The following is a 20,084-nucleotide window of genomic DNA, read 5'->3' on the forward strand; positions in this document are numbered from 1 at the left end:
ACAAGAGGCGATGAAGGACGTGGTACGCTGCGATAAGCTGTGGTGAGGTGCGAACAACCTTTGACCCGCAGATTTCCGAATGGGGAAACCCAGCCCTTCGGGGTTACCGTGCACTGAATACATAGGTGTACGGGGCGAACCCGGGGAACTGAAACATCTCAGTACCCGGAGGAAAGGACATCAACAGAGACTCCGCTAGTAGTGGCGAGCGAACGCGGACCAGGCCAGTGGCAAACGCGAGACAACCAGAACCTGTCAGGAAAGCAGGGCCATAGAGGGTGATAGCCCCGTATGGGTAATGCGAGCGTTTGTCCTCGAGTAGGGCGGGACACGTGAAATCCTGTCTGAACATGGGGGGACCACCCTCCAAGCCTAAGTACTCCTTGTCGACCGATAGCGAACAAGTACCGTGAGGGAAAGGTGAAAAGCACCCCGACGAGGGGAGTGAAAGAGACCCTGAAACCGGATGCCTACAAACAGTCGGAGCCCAAGGTTCGTCCTGGGTGACGGCGTACCTTTTGTATAATGGGTCAGCGACTTAGTCTGACGAGCAAGCTTAAGCCGATAGGCGTAGGCGCAGCGAAAGCGAGTCTTAATAGGGCGACGAGTTCGTCGGACTAGACCCGAAACCGAGTGATCTAGCCATGGCCAGGTTGAAGGCAAGGTAACACTTGCTGGAGGACCGAACCCACGAATGTTGAAAAATTCGGGGATGAGCTGTGGCTAGGGGTGAAAGGCCAATCAAACTCGGAAATAGCTGGTTCTCCGCGAAAGCTATTTAGGTAGCGCCTCGCGTGAATACTCCCGGGGGTAGAGCACTGGATGGGCTAGGGGTCCCCACAGGATTACCAAACCTAACCAAACTCCGAATACCGGGAAGTACTGCGCGGGAGACACACTACGGGTGCTAAGGTCCGTAGTGGAAAGGGAAACAGCCCTGACCGCCAGCTAAGGTCCCCAAGTCGTGGCTAAGTGGGAAAGGATGTGAGAATCCCAAAACAACCAGGATGTTGGCTTAGAAGCAGCCATCATTTAAAGAAAGCGTAACAGCTCACTGGTCTAAATAAGGGTTCTTGCGCCGAAGATGTAACGGGGCTTAAGCCACGCACCGAAGCTGCGGGTGTGCACTCTGTGCACGCGGTAGCGGAGCGTTCCGTATGCCTGCGAAGGGAGATCCGTGAGGGCTCCTGGAGGTATCGGAAGTGCGAATGCTGACATGAGTAACGACAAGGAGTGTGAGAGACACTCCCGCCGAAAGTCCAAGGGTTCCTGCGCAACGTTAATCGGCGCAGGGTTAGCCGGCCCCTAAGGCGAGGGCGAAAGCCGTAGTCGATGGGAACCAGGTCAATATTCCTGGGCCAGTGGATGGTGACGAATTCTGGAAGTTGTCGGGGATTACTGGATTTCTCCCGGCAGCCAAGGAGTTCCAGGAAATAGCCTCCACATTAGACCGTACCCTAAACCGACACAGGTGGACTGGTAGAGAATACCAAGGCGCTTGAGAGAATGATGCTGAAGGAACTCGGCAAATTACCTGCGTAACTTCGGGATAAGCAGGCCTCGGCCTCGGGCAACCGGGATCGAGGGGCACAGACCAGGGGGTGGCGACTGTTTACTAAAAACATAGGGCTCTGCGAAGCCGCAAGGCGAAGTATAGGGTCTGACGCCTGCCCGGTGCCGGAAGGTTAAGGAGAGGGGTGCAAGCTCTGAACCGAAGCCCCGGTAAACGGCGGCCGTAACTATAACGGTCCTAAGGTAGCGAAATTCCTTGTCGGGTAAGTTCCGACCTGCACGAATGGCGTAACGACTTCCCCACTGTCTCCAGCATCAACTCAGTGAAATTGAATTCCCCGTGAAGATGCGGGGTTCCTGCGGTCAGACGGAAAGACCCTATGAACCTTTACTACAACTTTGCGCTGGCACTTGTGCCGATATGTGTAGGATAGGTGGAAGACTTTGAAGCCGCGGCGCCAGCTGTGGTGGAGTCACCCTTGAAATACCACCCTTATTGACATGATTGTCTAACCGCGGCCCGTTATCCGGGTCCGAGACAGCGCATGGTGGGTAGTTTGACTGGGGCGGTCGCCTCCCAAAGTGTAACGGAGGCGCGCGAAGGTGGGCTCAGGTTGGTCGGAAATCAACCGGTGAGTGCAATGGCATAAGCCTGCCTGACTGCGAGACTGACAAGTCGAGCAGAGTCGAAAGACGGCCATAGTGATCCGGTGGTCCCTCGTGGACGGGCCATCGCTCAACGGATAAAAGGTACTCTAGGGATAACAGGCTGATGATGCCCAAGAGTCCATATCGACGGCATCGTTTGGCACCTCGATGTCGGCTCATCACATCCTGGGGCTGGAGCAGGTCCCAAGGGTTCGGCTGTTCGCCGATTAAAGTGGTACGTGAGCTGGGTTTAGAACGTCGTGAGACAGTTCGGTCCCTATCTGCCGTGGGTGTAGGAGAATTGAGAGGATCTGCCCCTAGTACGAGAGGACCGGGGTGGACGTACCTCTGGTGGACCTGTTGTCGCGCCAGCGGCATAGCAGGGTAGCTATGTACGGACGGGATAACCGCTGAAGGCATCTAAGCGGGAAACCCACCTCAAAACGAGTTCTCCCTTGAGAGCCGTGGAAGACCACCACGTTGATAGGCTGGGTGTGGAAGCGCGGTGACGCGTGAAGCTTACCAGTACTAATAGCTCGATCGGCTTGATTGCTCTCATTAATCAATATCCATCCGGACCGTTTTGTCCGGAACTGGTCCTCGACGAAGGACCCAAGTCGCTTCTTGAAGATCTCCTCGTTTCACGGAAATCCTGTCCTTGGCCGGCTTGGTGGCCATTGCGGAGTGACCAAACCCGATCCCATCCCGAACTCGGCCGTTAAGCGCTCCCGCGCCGATGATACTGTCCCCTGAGGGACGGGAAAGTAGGTCGCTGCCAGGCCTGCCAATGACAGGACATGTCTAACAACAATAAAACCCACCTTTCAAAGCCCGCCTCTGGCGGGCTTTTTTATTGTCTGGATCTCCCTGAACAAGATGCGGCGAGCCACGCGCTTGCGGGGGCGATAGTCGCAGTGCAGAGCGACCTACGTCGGCCTTCGACACCGTCGTTACGGCTGGCGACCGTCGGGCAAATCCGGGTCGTTCTGTTCTAGGCTCGGAACCGATTTCGCTGTCGGATGTGTGCGCCGAACGAATGGCACGTAGCTCGGATCGGCTAGGTGGTCACGGACGACTTTTTCTCGCGATCGGTATCACCAGTGCTATACAGCGTCCGAGTGGTCTCGGACCGGACCTCATCAGTGTAATTCCCGAAATCTCCAGCCTCCTTCGAGCGAGTTGCAATGCCCCAGCTTCACGTTCTCAATCTGACCTGTGAGGACCGTCCCGGCATCGTCGCGGCCGTGACGACGGAACTCGCGGCGCTTGGCGCCAACATTACCGAGAGCAGCCAGTTCTGGGACCGCGCCAGCAATCGGTTCTTCATGCGCCTGGCGGTAGAAGGCGATGACGGGTTGACCATCGCCCATATCGAGCATGCGCTTAAACCGTCGATCGAGCGTTTCGGCCTGCGCACCGGCGTCATCGACGCGCATCGCCGGCCGAAGGTTGTCATCATGGTGTCGAAGTTCGACCACGCGATGCTTCATCTGCTCTACCAGATCAAGGTCGGCTGGCTGAATGCCGAGGTGGTCGCGATCGTGTCCAACCATGAGGAAAGCCGCATCACCGCCGAGCGCGAAGACATCGCCTATCATTGCTGGCCGGTGCGCAAGGACAACAAGGCGGAGCAGGAGCAGAAACTGCTCGACCTCGTGCGCGAAACCGGCGCCGATCTGGTGATCCTGGCCCGCTACATGCAAGTGTTGTCCGACGATCTGTCCAACCGGCTCTTCGGCAAGGTGATCAACATCCACCATTCTTTCCTGCCCTCCTTCAAGGGAGCCAGGCCCTATCACCAGGCGTTCGAACGTGGGGTGAAGCTGATCGGCGCGACCGCCCACTATGTAACGCCGGACCTCGACGAAGGACCGATCATCGAGCAGGAAACCGAGAGGGTAACGCATGCCATGAGCGCGGAGGATTTCGTGGCGACCGGCCGCGATATCGAAAGCCGCGTCCTGGCGCGAGCCGTCAAGTTGCATCTGGAGCGCCGGATCATGCTCAATGGAAACAAGACGATCGTATTCTCAAGTTGACCCGGATGCGGCAATGACAGCCACGACCTGCCGCGTGTATCACAAGCGGAATCCTCCAGTGGGGCGATCCCTCGCATCAATGGGGCACTCGGGACTGATCGTTCTGGCCGACAAGGCAGGAGTCCATCGCGATCGCCTCTAAGGGCAACGTTATCGCCGGCATCAATGACCTCGCTATGCCCTTGGGTTCAGGACGAGCGCATGGGACGCGATACCGATTTCCGCCTTGGGTTTCCGGCGACGTTGTACTGGTTGAGATGGCCGACGGAAGTCATATCCTCCGTCGGGCGGCACTCGCACAGAATCTCCTCAATTAAGTCACTCACCTGCCGCCGGTAGGTTGGGCGATTTGGATCAGGTTGCCGCAGGTGTCGTCAAAGACCGCGGTGGTCACCGGGCCCATGTCAACGGGCGGCTGCGTGAACGTCACCCCGAGTCCCCGCAACCGATCATGCTCTCCGTGGATGTCCGTGACCTCAAAGGAGGTAATCGGAATCCCGTCCTCCATCAGCGCTGCCTTGTATCGCTTCGCGGCCGGATGGGCATCCGGCTCGAGCACCAGCTCGACGCCGTTTGGATCGTCGCGTGGGACGACGGTAAGCCAGCGATAGTCGCCCATGGGAATGTCGGTGTTGGGTATAAACCCGAGAATTTCGGTATAGAACTGAAGTGCTTTTGCCTGGTCATCGACCAGTACGCTCGTCAGCACGATCTTCATAGTTTCCTCCGTTCCCATCGAGCTGGCCTCGACGTCGCCGCGAAGCCAATGCTGCCTAACCTTGTGAGACCTCCGTTCATCCAGGTCGTCAGCGAGACATAAAGCGCGATGAGGGGGTGTCCACCCGCCAATACTAATTCACTGCCCAGCCGCCGGTGGATTGCGTTGGAAAAAGCCTTGGGCTGTGGATTGAATTCCAGTCGGTCCTGATGAGCGACTTGCCGTCGGACCTGGTTCACTCAGAGCCTAGACAGCACAAATCTGTATCCGACCGGACGGCGAAACCTGCGTTCGCTTTGGCGACGATGGCCGCGAACTGCCCGGCCGATCGCCAGCCGATTTGCATAACGTCGGAACGGTCCGTCCCTAAACCGGCCTCCCATCAACCGATGTGGCTCGCCGCTTGCGTCGTCTTCGCAAGAAAGATATATATGAATTAGATGTATTTGATTGATGGTTGTCATAGCGCCGGCCATGGCGAGTGACAGTCGAGAGAAAATGTGGGGGCGCAATGCCAATTCGCCGTGTTCTCGTTGCCAACCGGGGAGAAATCGCTCTTCGGGTCATCCGTGCGTGTCGTGATCTGGGAATCGAAGCCGTTCAGGCGCACTCCAGCGCGGACGCCGACACGCTTCCCGTGCGCTTGGCCGATGCGTCGGTCGAGATTGGCGGTCCGCAGGCAGCGGAAAGCTACCTTCGGGGCGAAGCAATAATCGAGGCCGCGAAACGGATGGGGGCCGACGCCATCCATCCGGGTTATGGGTTTCTGTCAGAGAACGCCGCGTTCTCCGACGCCTGTGCCGCGGCCGGTCTCAAGTTCATCGGACCCACGGGTGCGGTGATCGACATGATGGGCGACAAGGCGGCCGCTCGCAGCCTGGCGCGGAAGGCGGGTGTTCCCGTTACCCCGGGTTCCCGCGAACCGGTGCCGAACTATGAAACGGCGCGCGAAGTGGCGCGGGAGGTCGGCTACCCGTTGCTCATCAAGGCATCCGCGGGTGGCGGTGGTCGCGGCATGCGGGTCGTCGAGACCGAAGACAAGCTGCGTGAAACCCTGGAAAGTGCTGCCCGCGAAGCGGAAGTCGCCTTTGGCGATGGCGGCGTCTACATCGAGAAGTACCTGTCGGACGTACGCCATGTCGAAGTGCAGGTGTTCGGCGACGGCAAGAAAACGCTGCATTTTGGCGAGCGAGACTGCAGTGTTCAGCGCCGCCACCAGAAGCTTGTCGAGGAAAGCCCGTCGCCGGCATTGACGCAGAAATTGCGTGAGGAGATGGCGGCTGCTGCCTGTGCACTCGGCGATCAGGTCGGCTATGAAGGCGCCGGCACTGTCGAGTTCATCGTGGATGCGGCGACGCAGTGTTTCTACTTTATTGAGATGAATACCCGGATCCAGGTGGAGCATCCTGTGACCGAGGAGGTCACGGGGCACGATCTGGTCAAGTGGCAGATCCAGCACGCAGGCGGTGAAGCCGTGGATCTGCATCAGGCGGATATCGGTATCGACGGTCACGCGATCGAGTGCCGGATCAATGCAGAAGATCCGGATCGGGGCTTTCTTCCCAAGCCGGGGACGATAGAGACCTTCATCCTGCCGACCGGACCGGGCATTCGGATCGATACGCACGTGTTCCCCGGCTACAAGCTGCCGCCCTACTACGACTCGCTGCTCGCCAAGGTGATCGCGCGGGGGCGCAACCGGGACGAGGCGCTTGCGAGGATGCGCCGGGCGCTGGGTGAAATGAAGGTCGAGGGCGTGCCCACCACAATCGGCTTCCATCAGAAGCTTCTGAACGATCCCGCGTTCCTGGAGGGAAGGGTTCATACCCGTTACCTGCGCGAACAGATGTACGCGGGCCACCCGATGCAGCAGATGCTCTAGCCAATCCGTACCAACGGATCGCTATTGAAAACCCCTTACTTCGATATATCATATATATGATATGGCTATCTTCCGCTTCGCTTCGGCTAGAGCCGCGGCTCGACCATGAAGTACGGGGCGTTTGAAAACACCGGGCCCCTGAAGCCCTCAAAGATGAAAGGTGTGTCGATGACTGGGCAGGCGGATCTCACACATCAGGACGTGATGCGGATTCTTCAGATCGTCGACGAGACCGATGCCGCCGAGGTGTTGGTCGAATTCGGCGGCATGAAACTACATGTGCAGAAGGGCGCTGGTGCGCAGGGCGCTTCGCTTGATCCCGGGGGCAGCACACAGCCTGTCGTCCCGGCTCATCCGCCAGCCCCCGCGGTCGAAACCGGCTCGGAGCCGATCCCGACACTTACGGACACCGGATCACAGCAACCGGCCGCGTTGCCGGAGGGCGCCGTCGTCATTCGCTCGCCGATGCTCGGGCGTTTCTTCCGCGCGCCGTCGCCGACCGAACCACCGTTCGTCGAGGTGGGCAGCCGGATCACGGCCGACCAGACGGTCGGCCTGATCGAGGTCATGAAGCTCTTCAACAACGTGAAGGCCGGGGTTGGCGGCACCGTCGTCGAGATCCGGACGGCCAACGAAGAGATGGTCGAAGAAGACCAGATTCTCTTTGTCGTCCAGCCCGATTGACCCCGCAAGAGGCGAGCGCCATGACCGAAGCAGAAAAGGTTCGCGCCAAACGTGGCCGATCAGGTGCGATCGGGATCATCGACACCACGTTTCGCGACGCGCAGCAGTGCCTGTGGACCACCCGGATGACGGCAGGAATGATGCTGCCGATCGCCGAACGCATGGACCGCGCCGGATTCGAGATGATCGACTTCATGGCGCCGGTGCAGTTCGACGTCTGCGTGCGCTATCTCAAGGAAAATCCCTGGGAGAAGGCGCGCCTGCTCAAGGCGAGACTTCCGAACACGCCCCTGCGCTCCTACTGCCGAAGCAAGAGCCTGATCGGATTCAGCCTCGCGCCGGACGACATGGTCGAGATGTGGATGGAGCGTCTCGCCGCAAACGGCTTCTCGGTCGTCGGCACGCTCGACGCGCTTTTCGACGTCGACAACATGGCCGTCAGCATTCGGCATGGAAAGAAGCTGGGCCTGTATACGGTCGGCGCGCTGGTTTTCAGTGAAAGCCCGGTGCACACCGACGCGGTGTATGCCAACACGGCCAAGGCGCTGATCGAGAAGACCGACGTCGACGCGATCATGATCAAGGATTCCGGCGCGTTGCTAACGCCGGACCGCATCCGGACGCTCGTGCCGGCACTGAAGGCGGTAATGGGCGGCCGGCCGCTTGAACTGCATAGTCACTGCAACACGGGTCTCGCACCGCTCGTCTACCTGGAGGCAGCGAAGCTCGGCGTCGATCAGCTGCATACGTCGATCGCGCCGCTGGCGAGCGGGCCGGCACAACCGTCCGTCCAGAACACATTGGGCAATCTTTCGACGGCCGGGTTCGGCACCACGGTCGACAGGGAGCTGATTGACGAGATCAGCGACTATCTGACCGATCTGGCCGCGCAGGAGGGATTTCCGCATGGCGCGCCGATGGAGTACGACCTCTATCACTACCAGCACCAAATGCCGGGCGGGATGCTCAACAACTGGCGATTCCAGTTGCGCGAGCAGGGCTTGGAGGATCGCTTCGACGAGATCCTGGATGAGATCATAAAGATCCGGGCCGAACTCGGCTGGCCGATCATGGTGACGCCGTTCTCGCAGATCATCGCCGTGCAGGCGATGCTGAACGTCGTCGGAGGAGAGCGGTACCGGAACGTCCCCGACGAGATCAAGCGCTACGCGCTCGGCCACTTCGGCAAGCTGCTGTCGCCGGTCGATCCGGACATTCTCGACCGCATCGCGGAGAACGGATCGCCCGCGATTCCGCTGGAGCCAAAGCAGCTGGAACCGGGTCGCCCCGCACTCGAGAAGGCCTATCCGAACCTCGACGATGACGCGCGGATGCTGCGCTACATGTTCGCCGGCAGCGAGGTGGACGCCATGGAAGAGGCGGGGCCGATCCGAACCACGGCCACCCTCGGCAGTCCCGTCGAAGCGTTGCTGCGCGGCCTGCAGGCGCGCAGCGCCGTTACCCGCTTCGACGTCGAATATAAAAACACGCGCGTCGCCATGAGCCGCACGGCCTAGCCGTTCGCATGAGAAGGTAGGGGAGGACCCAGGAAATGACCTACATGATGCCGCCGATCGTCGACATGCGCCTGCGGCCGCCAATTCCGGCCTGGACCCGTGGCAGCGTGTTCCGCACCGCGATGCACTACCCCCGCAAGATGATCAGCTTCAAGGGGGCGAGGTCCGCCTGGCTGGAGGATCTCGATATCCTGTTCGAGGAAATGGATTCCTCAAGCATCCGCTATGGTGTGCTGATCGGGCGCGCGTCGTCCGGCGCGGGCAACCTTGGCGGTGTCGAGAACCGGGAGATCGTCGAAGCGGTCAATACATATCCGGATCGTTTCCTTGGTTTCCTCGGGGTCGATCTGGACGACATCGACGGGGGGCTCGCGGAGATCCGCGAATTTGCCTCGGAAGCCAACATCAAGGGCGTTTCAATCGAACCCGGATCCGCACGTGAGCCGCGCTGGTCCGACGATCCGAGCCTGGATCCGGTCTATCAGGCCGCGCTGGAGCACGATCTGCCGGTATCGATCTCGCTGTCCGGTCTGCTCTCGGTGCTGGGCGGGCACGACATCACCTGGTCCAGCCCCGTGTCGATACAGCGGGTTGCGCAGAAATATCCAGATCTGAAGATTATCGTCTCTCACGCCGCCTGGCCCTATGCCGCCGAGATGGTGGTGGTCGCCATGGCCTGTCCGAATATCTACGTCTCGCCGGACCTGTATGCGGCGACCAAGGACATGATCTGCGCAGACACGTATGTGAAGGGCGCCAACATGTTCTTGGAGAACCAGACGCTGTTCGGCTCCGCCTATCCGGTCAAGGATATCCAGGAGGCCGTCCGGGACTTCCTCGACATGGGATGGCGGCAGGACATCATTCCGAAGATCCTGTATGGCAACGCGGCGAAGTTGCTGAAGCTCGATCTGGGCTAGGAACGCGGCCCTGGCGGCGGGGGCCGTCAGGGCAATTCCGACTTCAGCAGGTTGCGATACTCGTAGGTCTCGGTGTTCAGAAGCGTCCGGCGCCATTCGACCGGGCGTTCATCGAAGGTCACGGCGACACGGATGATCTCGAGCAGGGGCGTCCCGAGTGCAATGTTGAGACGCTTGGCTGTCTTCGCATCTGCCGATACGGCCCGGAGCCGGTCGAGTGTTCGGATCACGTTGATGCCAAACCGGCTCTGATACAGGTCATAGATGGTGGCGTTACGCGATACGAACTCGGCCTCGGTCAGACCGGGGAACATCGCCTCGGAGATGCGGATTTCGTCGAGGACCGCCGGCTCGCCCGCCATCAGCATCACGTTGAACACCCGATAGATCGTGTCGTCCGGCCGGATGGACAGGTCAGCGGCGGTTTCTGAATCGGCCGTCCCCGTTTGAAAGCTAAGCGTCTGGACTATGGGAATCTCGCGATGCCCGTCGCGGCGCACGATGTGGAAGAAGAAGTTGAGCATTCGCTCGGGGCTGTAGGGGATGAGGTAGGTGCCGCGGCCCTGTTGTCGGACTAGAACGTGTTCCGCGACCAGCTCGTCTATCGCCCGCCGAACGGTCCCGATGCTGGTGCCGAACATCTCGCAGAGCTGTTTCTCGGTCGGGATGGCGTCGCCCGCCTGAATCTCCCCGCTGCTCAGAATTCGCGTGATCGCCAGTTTCACCTCCTTGTAGAGCGGCTGGCCGGCGTCGCCCATAAGGGCAATACCGTTTCTCCGGCTCTGACGGGCAGGCGCGGTCTTCGTCGTGCGCTGCTCGGATCTGGTGGAGGCGGAACGCTTCGGCATGTTCGATTTCTCTACTGTTCAGGACAAGGAAACGAGGCTCCGCGAGCGGACCGGCTCAGACAAGCAGCAATCGTAGGGCGAACAGCCGATTCTTCCGATCAATACCGAAGTCTAGTTAATGTCCTTCTCGGGTGCCAGTTATCCGGGGCTTTCCAGGCCGCTCCCCGCGCGCATCGACAGGACGCTTGGGGTTTGACCGGTACGATATGATATGTATCATACATATGTATTTTACCGCATGCAACGAGGGCCGCATGAACATCACCCGAGAGATTGCCGCGCGCGTCGCGACCACGCGATTCGAAGACTTCAGCGACCATGACGTCGCCTATTCGAAGACGCTTGCGATGAGCGCGCTCGGGGCGATGGTCGCGGGGCCGCACTGCGCCGGAAGCGATATCGTTACGCGATACGTGAATCGCGCGGGGGGCGCTGCGGAGGCGTCGGTGCTTGGCGCGTCGATGATGGCTCCAGTGGAGATGGCGGCGCTCGCCAACGGCACCTATGCCCATGCGACCGAATACGAGGACGACAGCTTTCCGGAGGCCGTCTCCAGCTATACGCTGTTCCCGGCCATCCTTGCCCTCGGCGAGAAGCTTGGTTCCGACGGAAAGGATGTCATCACAGCCTTCATCCTCTCGTATGAGGCGCAGGCGCGGATCGGTTTGGCATGCCGCGAGGCGCGGCGCCTCGGCTATATGGTGCTCAGTCTTGCCGGTTCCATCGGCTGTGCACTGGGCGCGGCGCGGCTGATGCATCTGGACACCGAGAAAACGGCCAACGCGATTGCCATTGCCGCGTCCCAAGCGAGCGGTCTCGGCTACCAGACCGGCACCATGTCGCATATCGCCGAGATGGGCTTCGCGGCCCGCAACGGCCTGACCGCCGCCTTGCTGGCGAGCGACGGCTTCACCGGGCAGAAGGACATTCTCGAGGCGCCGCGCGGGCTTTTCAACATCATAACCGCGGGCAAGGTAGAGAACCCGGAGGCCATTCTCGCGGACTGGGGCAAGCCGTTCCGGATCAACGAGATCGGGATCAAGTCCTATCCCTGCTGCTACCATCTTCAGCGGATGATCGAGACCACGCTGGCGATCCGCGAGGAGGGGGTTTCGGTGGAGGACATCGACAACATCACAGTCGAGGTCAACGCGTTCTTTCCGACCGTCGTTCAGCACGAGGAGCCGAATGACGAGATCCAAGCCCAGTTCAGTCTGCCTCACGCGATGGCGATCGCCATGCTCGAGCCGCGGGTTCTGCCGGCCGGATTCTCGAAGGCCAAGATCAACGACCCGGCCTTTGCGGCCTTCCGCAAGAAGGTCACGACGGTCGTTCGCGAAGACTGGGGCTGGACGCCGACAGGATGGACCCCGAACATCACCTACAATCTGACCGACGGGCGCACCATCACACGCCGGCCCGAGACGGCGAAGGGACAGCCGCCGGCGTTGCTTGGATTTGACGAATGCGTGCCAAAGTACCGCGGTTGCGTCGAAGGGATTGTCGCCGAGGCCGATATCGCGCGGTCGATCGAGATCATGGCGGAGCTGGAGACCTGCGAGGACGTCGGCGACCTGATGAGGGCAGTTGCAACCTAGAAGTTGCGATAGCTTTCCTCGAATCCCTTCGCACGCTTGCGGACGATTTCGATCAGGGCCTCGACGGCATTCGATTGCGGCCGCTGTACCGGCAGGAGTATGCCGAACTGGAGTTTGATCGCGGGTCGAAACGGTTTCACGAGTATGCCTTTGTCGGCGAAACCGCTGGCCGTGAAGATATCGACCACCGATACCCCGAGTCCGGCTGCTGCCATTTCGCAGATCGCGGCAGCGGACTGGGTCTCGATCATCAGGCGCCGCTGCACGCCGAGCTTGTCGAACACGCGGTCGACCCGGCTGCGCAGGATCGTGTCGGGGATTATCGAGATGAACGGTTCGTCGGCCAGGTCGCGGGCATGGATCACGTCGGCGCCGCTCATTGGATGGCCCGGCGGCAGGACGCACGCACAGTTGAGGCTCGCCAGCGGCATGATGTTCGCATCCAGATAGTCGACTGGAAGCGTGGCCAGGCCAATATCGAACTGCTGCCCGTCCAGCCATTCGCGAAGCTCGCGTTTTACGATCGTTTTCACGGAGCTTCGGATCTGCGGCATTTCGCGGTGAAATTCGTAGAGAGCCTCGGGCACGAGACGCTGCATCATCGGCATGGTGGCGATTATCCGGACCAGGCCGCTGTCTATCAGCGCGATGTTCTGCATGAGATTGCTGAGATGTGTAAGGCCGGGATAGACCCGTTCGATCTCACGAAGTAGCGCCTCGGCCTCCGGGGTCGGGTGCAGCCGTCCGCCGCTGCGGATGAAGAGTTGGTATTCGACCTGGCCTTCGAAATTTTTTAGCAGGCGGCTGACCGCTGGCTGAGAGACATTGAGGATAGCGGCGGCCTGGCTGGTCGACCCTGAGATCATTACCCATCGAAATGCGTCGATCTGCTTCAGGTTCAGCGCGCCGGACATAATAACCTCCCGAAACCAACTACCGCACCGCTAGTCAGAGAACCGGGGGCATGCCGTATCCCGCTTCGGTCGGACGGCGCGTATGTCCGCCGGAAGCGGAGCGCGCAGCGGTGAACTGCTTCATCCCAGTCCTATAACATAACTGCATAGGTAAATGAGCTAATAATATTGGAATTTATAGATCCGCTTCGCAAAAATGAGCACGTTCCGGCTTCAGCCCGGGCCGGCCGTGGCGCCGGGACGCAAAGACTCTTTTCGGGAGAAAATTAGTGAAATTCAGGGACCTGCTCGACGATTTCGGACAGCGCAGAGAGGCCGCACTTGCCATGGGTGGCGAGGAAAAGTTGGCCAAGCGTCGGTCACAGGGTGTCCTGAATGCGCGCGAGCGTCTCGACACGCTTCTCGATCCGGACAGCTTCTGCGAGTCCGGCCTGTTCGCTCGCGGTATCCGGCCGGAAGTGCGCCACAAGACCCCGGCGGATGGCAAGATCGCGGGCTATGGCCGAATCGACGGGCGCGAGGTCGCCGTCGTATCCAACGATTTCACCGTGGTCGGTGCCTCGAGCAGTTCGATCAACGGCAAGAAGATCCGGCACATGCGCGAAGTCGCGAGCGAGCGCGGAATGCCGCTGATCTTTCTCGGGGAATCGGCCGGTGCCAGGATGCCCGACCGGATGGGCGCGCCCGGTCGCGCGATGCTTGGCCAGGACGCCGCGGAGTACCTTCGCGACCGCAGGACGCCGTGGGTGTCGGCGCTGCTGGGCGATTGCTACGGGTCGTCCACCTGGTATGCGTGCATGTCTGACTTCGTGGTCATGCGCAAAGGCGCGACCATGGCCGTGGCGAGCAGCCTCGTCACGTCTGTAGCGATTAACCAGCCGGTCGACGCCGAGGATCTCGGCGGGTGGCGCCTTCATACGGCGGAGACCGGGCTCGTCGACATGGCTGTCGATACCGATGAGGAGGCTCTCGCGGCCGTTCGCACCTTCCTCAGCTATCTTCCCCGGCACAACGGCGAAGCGCCGCCGCGTGCCGAGCCCGTGGCCCCGCCCGCCGACGCGGCTGAGCGCATCCTCGAGGTCCTGCCCGAGGTCCGCAACGCGGTCTATGACGTGCGCGATATCGTGCGCTGTGTGGTCGACGAGGGCAGCCTGTTCGAACTCAAGGCGCGTTTCGGCAAGTCGGTTGTCACCGGACTTGCCCGAATCGACGGTCGATCGGTCGGCATTCTGGCCAACAACCCCAAGTTCAAGGGCGGGGCGATCGACGTGGACGCCATGCGCAAGGCGGTCAATCTGCTCGTGCTTTGCGACTCGTACAACCTTCCTGTCGTTTTCATGGTGGACCAGCCGGGGTTCCTGATCGGTATCGATGGCGAGCGGCGCTGGGCGCCGGGCCGGATCATGAACTGGATGAACGCCATCAGCCTGGTAACGACTCCGAAGCTCTCGGTGATCATGCGCAAGAGCTACGGGCAGGCCTATCTGAACATGGGTGGCGGGCGGAACTCCGACGAGGTGCTGTGCTGGCCGACGGCCGACCTGGGGTTCGTCGATCCGGTGCTCGGCGTGCACATGCTTCACAAGCTGAAGCGAGAGGATGATCCGGAGCGCTTCGACAAATTGGTCGAGGAGCTGAAGCGGGACTCCGCGGCCTATGCGCTCGCGGAGCTTTACGAGACCCAGATGCTCATCGATCCGCGTGAGACCAGACAGGCGCTAGAGCGGTTGCTTGAGGTCCACGCGAACAAAGGCGGCGTAGGCGAGCACAAGCTGGCTACCTGGCCAACGAGCTATTGATTCCGGCGGCAACAAGACAGAACAAGGATACTCACGCATGGCCGACATCGAAGTGAAGAGCGACATCGCCGGAGCCGTCTGGAAGCTCCTCGTTCAGCCCGGTACCGAGGTTGAGGAGGACGACACGGTCGTGATCCTCGAGTCGATGAAGATGGAGATTCCGATCTCGGCTCCCGAGAGCGGTACCGTGAAGAGTGTGGCGATAGCGGAAGGTGACGCGGTCGTCGAAGGTCAGCTGGTCCTGGTCCTCACGGTCTGATGACGCGACACATGACGGCCGAACCGAACTATCGCGTGTTGGACGCCGAACCCGGCGTGGCAGACGATGGCCCCGTCGCGCGGGCGCGGCAAATCCTCGCGTCGGCGCGCGGGCAAGGGCAAGGCGCGCTCGACGAGAGCACCGGCAAGTCGCTGCTCGAGGCCTTCGGCATCGACGTGCCCGCCTCCGCGGTGGCGGCGACGCCAGAGGAGGCGCGCGATCGCGCGGCCCGGCTTACACCGCCGTTCGTCGTCAAGGTGCTGTCGACGCAGCCGTTGCACAAGAGTGATCTCGGGGGTGTTCGGCTGAACTTGGATGGGCCCGAGGCGGTCCACGATGCGGCCACCGGAATTGCCGATAGCTGGCTGTCCGATGCACCTCCGATCGAAGGCTTCCTAGTCGAGGAAATGGCGCCAGCAGGCCAGGAAGTGGTGATCGGTGGCTTCCTGGATCCTCAGTTCGGGCCGATGGTCATGGTCGGTCTGGGCGGCGTTTTTGTCGAGGTCTTTGCCGACGTCACATTCCGCGTCTGCCCGATTACGCAGGGTGACGCGGCCGCCATGCTGGGCGAACTCAAGGCGCAGCCGCTGTTGAACGGCGCGCGCGGCCGTCGTCCCGTCGACATGTCGGCGCTGATCGATGCGCTGTTGGCGATCGGCGGAAAGGGCGGCCTTCTCATGGAACTGGGCGAAGAGCTCGCCGAGCTCGACATCAATCCGCTGATCGTCGGGCCCGAGCGGGCTGTCGCTGTCGATGCGCGATTTGTCCTGACGGGTGAGTGCGTCGCCGGCGGTCTTGAGAGTCCCCCTTTACCCGACAGCTTTGCCCCCCTTTTCGCGCCGAAGACGATCGCCGTCGCCGGGGTATCCGGTTCGGGGCAGGGGCCGGGCAACCGGTTCATCCGGAACCTGCGATCGCTGGACTTCGAGGGTGACATCTATCCGATCCACCCGAGTGCGACCGAGCTTGAAGGCTTGCCCGTCTACCGCAGTCTCGCGGAGACGCCGAAGCCGATCGACTACGCCTACATCGCGGTGCCGAAGGCCGGGGTCGCGGATATGCTCCGAACGGCGGACGGTCGAGTCTGCTTCGCCCAGATCATGACGAGCGGTTTCGGCGAAAGTGGTGCGCGGGGCGTAAGTCAGGACGATCTTCTGGCGGCGGCGCGAGCGGGCGGCGTGCGCATCCTCGGTCCCAACTCGCTCGGCACCTACTCGCCGCGCGGACGAATGACGTTTACCGAGACACAACGGGCGCACGCCCAGGCTGGCCGTGTCGGTGTCATCTCGCAGAGCGGTGGCATCGGGGTCGACTTCGTACGGACGGGGCAGGCGCGCGGCCTGCGCTATTCGGCGGTCGTCACGATCGGCAACAGCGCTGACCTGGGCCCGAACGACCTGCTGGAACACTTCCTTGCCGACCCGGATACCGCCGTCATCGGAATGTACCTGGAGGATATCGGCGACGGGCGGCGGTTCGTCAGCCTTCTGCGGGCGGCGCGCGGGCGCAAGCCGGTCGTCTTGCTAAAGGGGGGGCGCAGTGCGCAGGGCCAGAAGGCGGTGATGTCGCATACCGGTGCTCTGGCAGGCGACATGCGTGTCTGGCTCGCCGTGGCGGCGCAAACGGGCTGCATCCTGGTGGAAACCATCGAGGAGCTTCTCGACGTCCTTTTGATGTTCCAGTCGATCACGCCGTCCGACACGCGGGTCAGCCGCCGGCTGGCGCTCTTCGGCAACGGTGGCGGCGCAAGCGTGGTGGCCACGGATTGTCTGGTTGGGCACGGCTTCGACCTGGCGGAGCCGTCAGAGCAGACCCGGGCGCGACTCGATGCCTTGGAGCTTCCTGATGGGGCCAGTGCCGGAAACCCCATCGACTTTCCGGCGAACGCCTTCAACCGCAGCAACGGCAGGGTCGCGGAAGGCGTCTTGCAGGCGCTGAGCGGGGATGTGGCAACCGATGTCATTCTGCTGCACCTCAACATGCCGGTGCTGATGAGCTATCGCGAAAGCCAGATCGTGCCCAACATCGTCGACGCTGCGATCGCGCAACGCGCCGCGACCGAAGGGGATGCGCCGCACCTCGTGATGGTTTTTCGTTCCGACGGCAGCGAGGAGGTTGATACATTGCGGCGCGAGCAGCGCCAGCGCGCGGTTGCTGCAGGGATCCCCGTGTTCGAGAGCTTCGCCATGGCCGCGACCGCGCTGGCGGCCTTGGCCCGGTTCGAGGCGTTCCAGGCGCAACGTCGCGCCGACCGGAGTTTGCCGTCATGACGGCGTCACCGAATACCGCTCTCGTCGTCGGCGCCGGCGGGGTCGTCGGCGGGGCGGCGCTCGAGCATTTTGCCTCGCAGGTTGGATGGCGGATGATCGCCGCGTCGCGCCACCCGCCGGAAGAGCGTAGTGGGCTTCGGAGTGTCGCGGTCGATTTGCTGGATCCGGAGAGCTGTCGCGGCGCGCTTGCGGCCTGCCGCGATGTTACGCACGTGTTCTATGCCGCCTATGCGAAAGCGCCGGATCCGGTAAAGGAGACGGCGACCAATCTCCGCATGCTCGTGAACCTGACGGATATGCTTGAGGCCGCGGCGCCCGGCCTCAAGCATATCCACCTGGTGCACGGCCAGAAATGGTATGGCAATCATCTCGGCCCGTATCGCACACCGGCGCGGGAGAACGATCCGCGCCATATGCCGCCAAACTTCTACTATGATCAGCAGGATTTCATCGAGAACCGCCAGCACGGCAAGGACTGGACCTGGTCTACCGTGCGGGTGCAGGCCCCGCTCGGCTTCTCGCTGAACAGTCCCATGAACCAGGTGCTGATTGTCGGCGTGTACGGCTCGATTTGTCGGGCCCTGGGAATTCCGTTGCATTTTCCCGGGTCGCAAGGCTGCTTCGACGCGCTCTACCAGGTGACGGACCCGGGCCTCCTCGGGCGTGCGATGCACTGGATAGCGACGCAGCCGCAGTGCGCAAACCAGGCTTTCAACGTAACCAACGGCGACCAGTTTCGTTGGCGGAACCTCTGGCCGCGGCTGGCGGCGTTCTTTGGTACGCCGATGGGCGAGGTCCGAACGCGGTCACTGGTGGACATGATGGCCGACAAGGGGCCGGTCTGGGATCGCATCGTTGCCGAGCATGGTCTGCGGAAGCACGGGATGGACGCTCTCGCGAACTGGGCCTGGGGCGATTTTATCTTCGGGAGTGCGTATGACAATCTCTCTTCGACTGTAAAAATAAGGAATACAGGATTTAACGACTGCGTGGACAGCGAAGAATTCTACGTATCGGCCCTGGAGTCCATGCGGTCTACGCTGGTTATTCCTTAGGATGGAGGTTTTTTGGCGATCCGTGGCGCCTGAATGCTTTCTTTATTCTTGTGGGATGCGCGCCTTTGCGCGCGCCTTGGTTGAGTCCGGTGGGATGGTTCTGCCGTGCTCGAAGCAATGCCGGATGCGCAAGGATCTGGCGAACGGGAGGAAACAATGACTGATCTGTTCAAGGGTGTGTCCCGTCGTGACGTGATGGGAATCGCCGGCCGCTTTGGGTTGACGTCGACGATGTTGGCCGCGGCCGGTATGACCGGCGCCATGACCGCACCGCAACTCGCTTCCGCTGCCGAGGATACCGAGAAGAAGCGTACCCAGTCGGAACCGAAGTACCAGTTGCGTTACGGTGGTGCCGGCTACAATGCCCAGCGGTTGAAGTACGTGCATGTCGGCTGTCTGGAGTTCATCCAGGATCTGGAGGAGCGCACCAACGGTGCGGTTCGCGTCGAGTTCATTGGCGAAAACCAGATCTGTAACGAGCTCGACTGTGTGAAGAAGACGCAGCAGGGAATCGTCGATATCTTCACGTCCTCGACCCAGAACGCGGCTGGCGCGGCGCCGTACTACAACGCGCTGGATTTTGCCTACATGTTCCCGAGCCGGGCGTCGTTCTATCACTTCCTCTACCATCCGAAGAGCGAGGCACTGCTTCGCGAACCGTTGCGCCGCATGCACCGGGTGCAGTTCCTGTTCACGATGTACGAAGCGCGGGGCCTGATGATGGGCCTCAAGTACAAGGACCGGCCTACCATCTCGACGCTGGAAGAGTTGCAGGGCGGCAAGAATCGCGTAACCGGTTCGCAGCCGGGCAGGATCGCGATGGACCTGATGGGTCTGAACCCCGTCCCGGTCGCGTGGGAAGAAACGCTCGACGGCCTGAAGCAGGGACTCATCGATGGTGCAGAGACTTGGATGTCGGCGGTCGCCGCCTTCAACATGACCCCAGTGGTCTCGCAGGCCGTCGATCTGCGGTTCTTCTGTGGTGCCGAGCATGCCGCCATGAACCTCGACGTTTTCGAGAAGCTGGAGCCGGAGTACCAGGACGCGATCATGGAGTCCGCGTACCTCACCCAGGCCCGCATTCAGGGAACGCACGAGGCGGCGCTGGTGAACCTGATCGGCGCCACCAACCCGCCGATCCCGGGCACGGTGTTCGACGAATATGGTGTGCGCGTTGCCACTCTGCCCGATCAGGAGATCGAGAAGGCCGAGAAGATGTGCGCGCCCGAATACGTCCCGGGCCCATGGGAGCAGTGGCGCGAGCGGATCAACGGCTGGGCCAATGGCCAGGACGTCTACAAGGAAATCCACGCGATCGCGCGGGAGATCCCGAAGGACACGCTGGTGCAGGACGTCTCGCCGCGGCGCTGGTGGAACGCCTGATAGTCGCGACGGGCGGCGCGGTCTCCAGGTCGCGCCGC

At 61.4% G+C, this 20,084-nt stretch carries 14 protein-coding genes and 2 rRNA genes (1 of these 16 only partly in view); 13 read left to right on the forward strand and 3 right to left on the reverse strand.

Going from position 1 to position 20,084, the window contains the following annotated elements:
• From MUB46_RS06480 to purU, 3 genes are all read left to right on the forward strand, one after another.
• A 23S ribosomal RNA gene (locus tag MUB46_RS06480) occupies positions 1 to 2,713 on the forward strand (it extends 39 nt beyond the left edge of the window).
• A gap of 113 nt (positions 2,714 to 2,826) precedes the next feature.
• Positions 2,827 to 2,941: ribosomal RNA gene (rrf, locus tag MUB46_RS06485) — 5S ribosomal RNA — on the forward strand.
• 403 nt (positions 2,942 to 3,344) lie between these two features.
• Positions 3,345 to 4,199 (forward strand): formyltetrahydrofolate deformylase, encoded by an 855-nt coding sequence (purU, locus tag MUB46_RS06490; RefSeq protein ID WP_261615072.1) that lies wholly within the window; start codon positions 3,345 to 3,347, stop codon positions 4,197 to 4,199.
• A 322-nt stretch (positions 4,200 to 4,521) separates the two neighbouring features.
• Here the strand turns inward: purU and MUB46_RS06495 are convergent, their stop codons facing one another.
• Positions 4,522 to 4,917: a VOC family protein gene (locus MUB46_RS06495; RefSeq protein WP_261615073.1), complete on the reverse strand. Its 396-nt coding sequence runs from the start codon at positions 4,915 to 4,917 to the stop codon at positions 4,522 to 4,524.
• Positions 4,918 to 5,428: 511 nt separating this feature from the next.
• On the opposite strand from MUB46_RS06495, the gene MUB46_RS06500 reads away from it, so the two are divergent.
• The 4 genes from MUB46_RS06500 (at position 5,429) to MUB46_RS06515 (ending at position 9,920) form a co-directional block, all read left to right on the forward strand.
• Entirely contained in the window at positions 5,429 to 6,799 is a 1,371-nt protein-coding gene (locus MUB46_RS06500; protein ID WP_261615074.1) for an acetyl-CoA carboxylase biotin carboxylase subunit, read from the forward strand.
• A gap of 105 nt (positions 6,800 to 6,904) precedes the next feature.
• On the forward strand, positions 6,905 to 7,483 hold the full coding sequence (locus tag MUB46_RS06505) for an acetyl-CoA carboxylase biotin carboxyl carrier protein (protein WP_261615075.1): 579 nt from the start codon (positions 6,905 to 6,907) through the stop codon (positions 7,481 to 7,483).
• 20 nt (positions 7,484 to 7,503) lie between these two features.
• On the forward strand, positions 7,504 to 9,000 hold the full coding sequence (locus tag MUB46_RS06510) for a hypothetical protein (protein WP_261615076.1): 1,497 nt from the start codon (positions 7,504 to 7,506) through the stop codon (positions 8,998 to 9,000).
• A gap of 35 nt (positions 9,001 to 9,035) precedes the next feature.
• Positions 9,036 to 9,920 (forward strand): amidohydrolase family protein, encoded by an 885-nt coding sequence (locus MUB46_RS06515; protein ID WP_261615077.1) that lies wholly within the window; start codon positions 9,036 to 9,038, stop codon positions 9,918 to 9,920.
• A 26-nt stretch (positions 9,921 to 9,946) separates the two neighbouring features.
• Here MUB46_RS06515 and MUB46_RS06520 read toward each other — a convergent pair whose 3' ends face one another.
• The gene (locus MUB46_RS06520; protein ID WP_261615078.1) at positions 9,947 to 10,678 is read right to left on the reverse strand and encodes a GntR family transcriptional regulator; all 732 of its coding nucleotides are present in this window, start codon (positions 10,676 to 10,678) and stop codon (positions 9,947 to 9,949) included.
• A gap of 344 nt (positions 10,679 to 11,022) precedes the next feature.
• On the opposite strand from MUB46_RS06520, the gene MUB46_RS06525 reads away from it, so the two are divergent.
• The gene (locus tag MUB46_RS06525) at positions 11,023 to 12,366 is read left to right on the forward strand and encodes an MmgE/PrpD family protein (protein ID WP_261615079.1); all 1,344 of its coding nucleotides are present in this window, start codon (positions 11,023 to 11,025) and stop codon (positions 12,364 to 12,366) included.
• Here the strand turns inward: MUB46_RS06525 and MUB46_RS06530 are convergent.
• Positions 12,363 to 13,280 (reverse strand): LysR substrate-binding domain-containing protein, encoded by a 918-nt coding sequence (locus MUB46_RS06530; RefSeq protein WP_261615080.1) that lies wholly within the window; start codon positions 13,278 to 13,280, stop codon positions 12,363 to 12,365. The genes MUB46_RS06525 and MUB46_RS06530 overlap by 4 nt on opposite strands.
• 269 nt (positions 13,281 to 13,549) lie before the next feature.
• Between MUB46_RS06530 and MUB46_RS06535 the strand changes: the two genes are divergently transcribed.
• The 5 genes from MUB46_RS06535 (at position 13,550) to MUB46_RS06555 (ending at position 20,046) form a co-directional block, all read left to right on the forward strand.
• Positions 13,550 to 15,079, forward strand: coding sequence for an acyl-CoA carboxylase subunit beta (locus MUB46_RS06535; protein ID WP_261615081.1), 1,530 nt, complete (start codon positions 13,550 to 13,552; stop codon positions 15,077 to 15,079).
• A gap of 37 nt (positions 15,080 to 15,116) precedes the next feature.
• Positions 15,117 to 15,338 carry a biotin/lipoyl-binding carrier protein gene (locus tag MUB46_RS06540; protein ID WP_261615082.1) on the forward strand — a complete coding sequence of 74 codons (222 nt, stop codon included), beginning with the start codon at positions 15,117 to 15,119 and terminating at the stop codon, positions 15,336 to 15,338.
• Positions 15,339 to 15,349: 11 nt separating this feature from the next.
• Positions 15,350 to 17,608 carry an acetate--CoA ligase family protein gene (locus MUB46_RS06545; RefSeq protein ID WP_261615083.1) on the forward strand — a complete coding sequence of 753 codons (2,259 nt, stop codon included), beginning with the start codon at positions 15,350 to 15,352 and terminating at the stop codon, positions 17,606 to 17,608.
• Positions 17,605 to 18,663 carry an SDR family oxidoreductase gene (locus tag MUB46_RS06550; RefSeq protein WP_261615084.1) on the forward strand — a complete coding sequence of 353 codons (1,059 nt, stop codon included), beginning with the start codon at positions 17,605 to 17,607 and terminating at the stop codon, positions 18,661 to 18,663. The genes MUB46_RS06545 and MUB46_RS06550 overlap by 4 nt, the downstream gene beginning before the upstream one ends.
• 105 nt (positions 18,664 to 18,768) lie before the next feature.
• Positions 18,769 to 20,046 (forward strand): TRAP transporter substrate-binding protein, encoded by a 1,278-nt coding sequence (locus MUB46_RS06555; RefSeq protein WP_261615085.1) that lies wholly within the window; start codon positions 18,769 to 18,771, stop codon positions 20,044 to 20,046.
• Positions 20,047 to 20,084: the final 38 nt, after the last annotated feature.

The sequence above is a fragment of the Microbaculum marinisediminis genome (genome assembly GCF_025397915.1).
GTDB lineage: Bacteria > Pseudomonadota > Alphaproteobacteria > Rhizobiales > Tepidamorphaceae > Microbaculum > Microbaculum marinisediminis.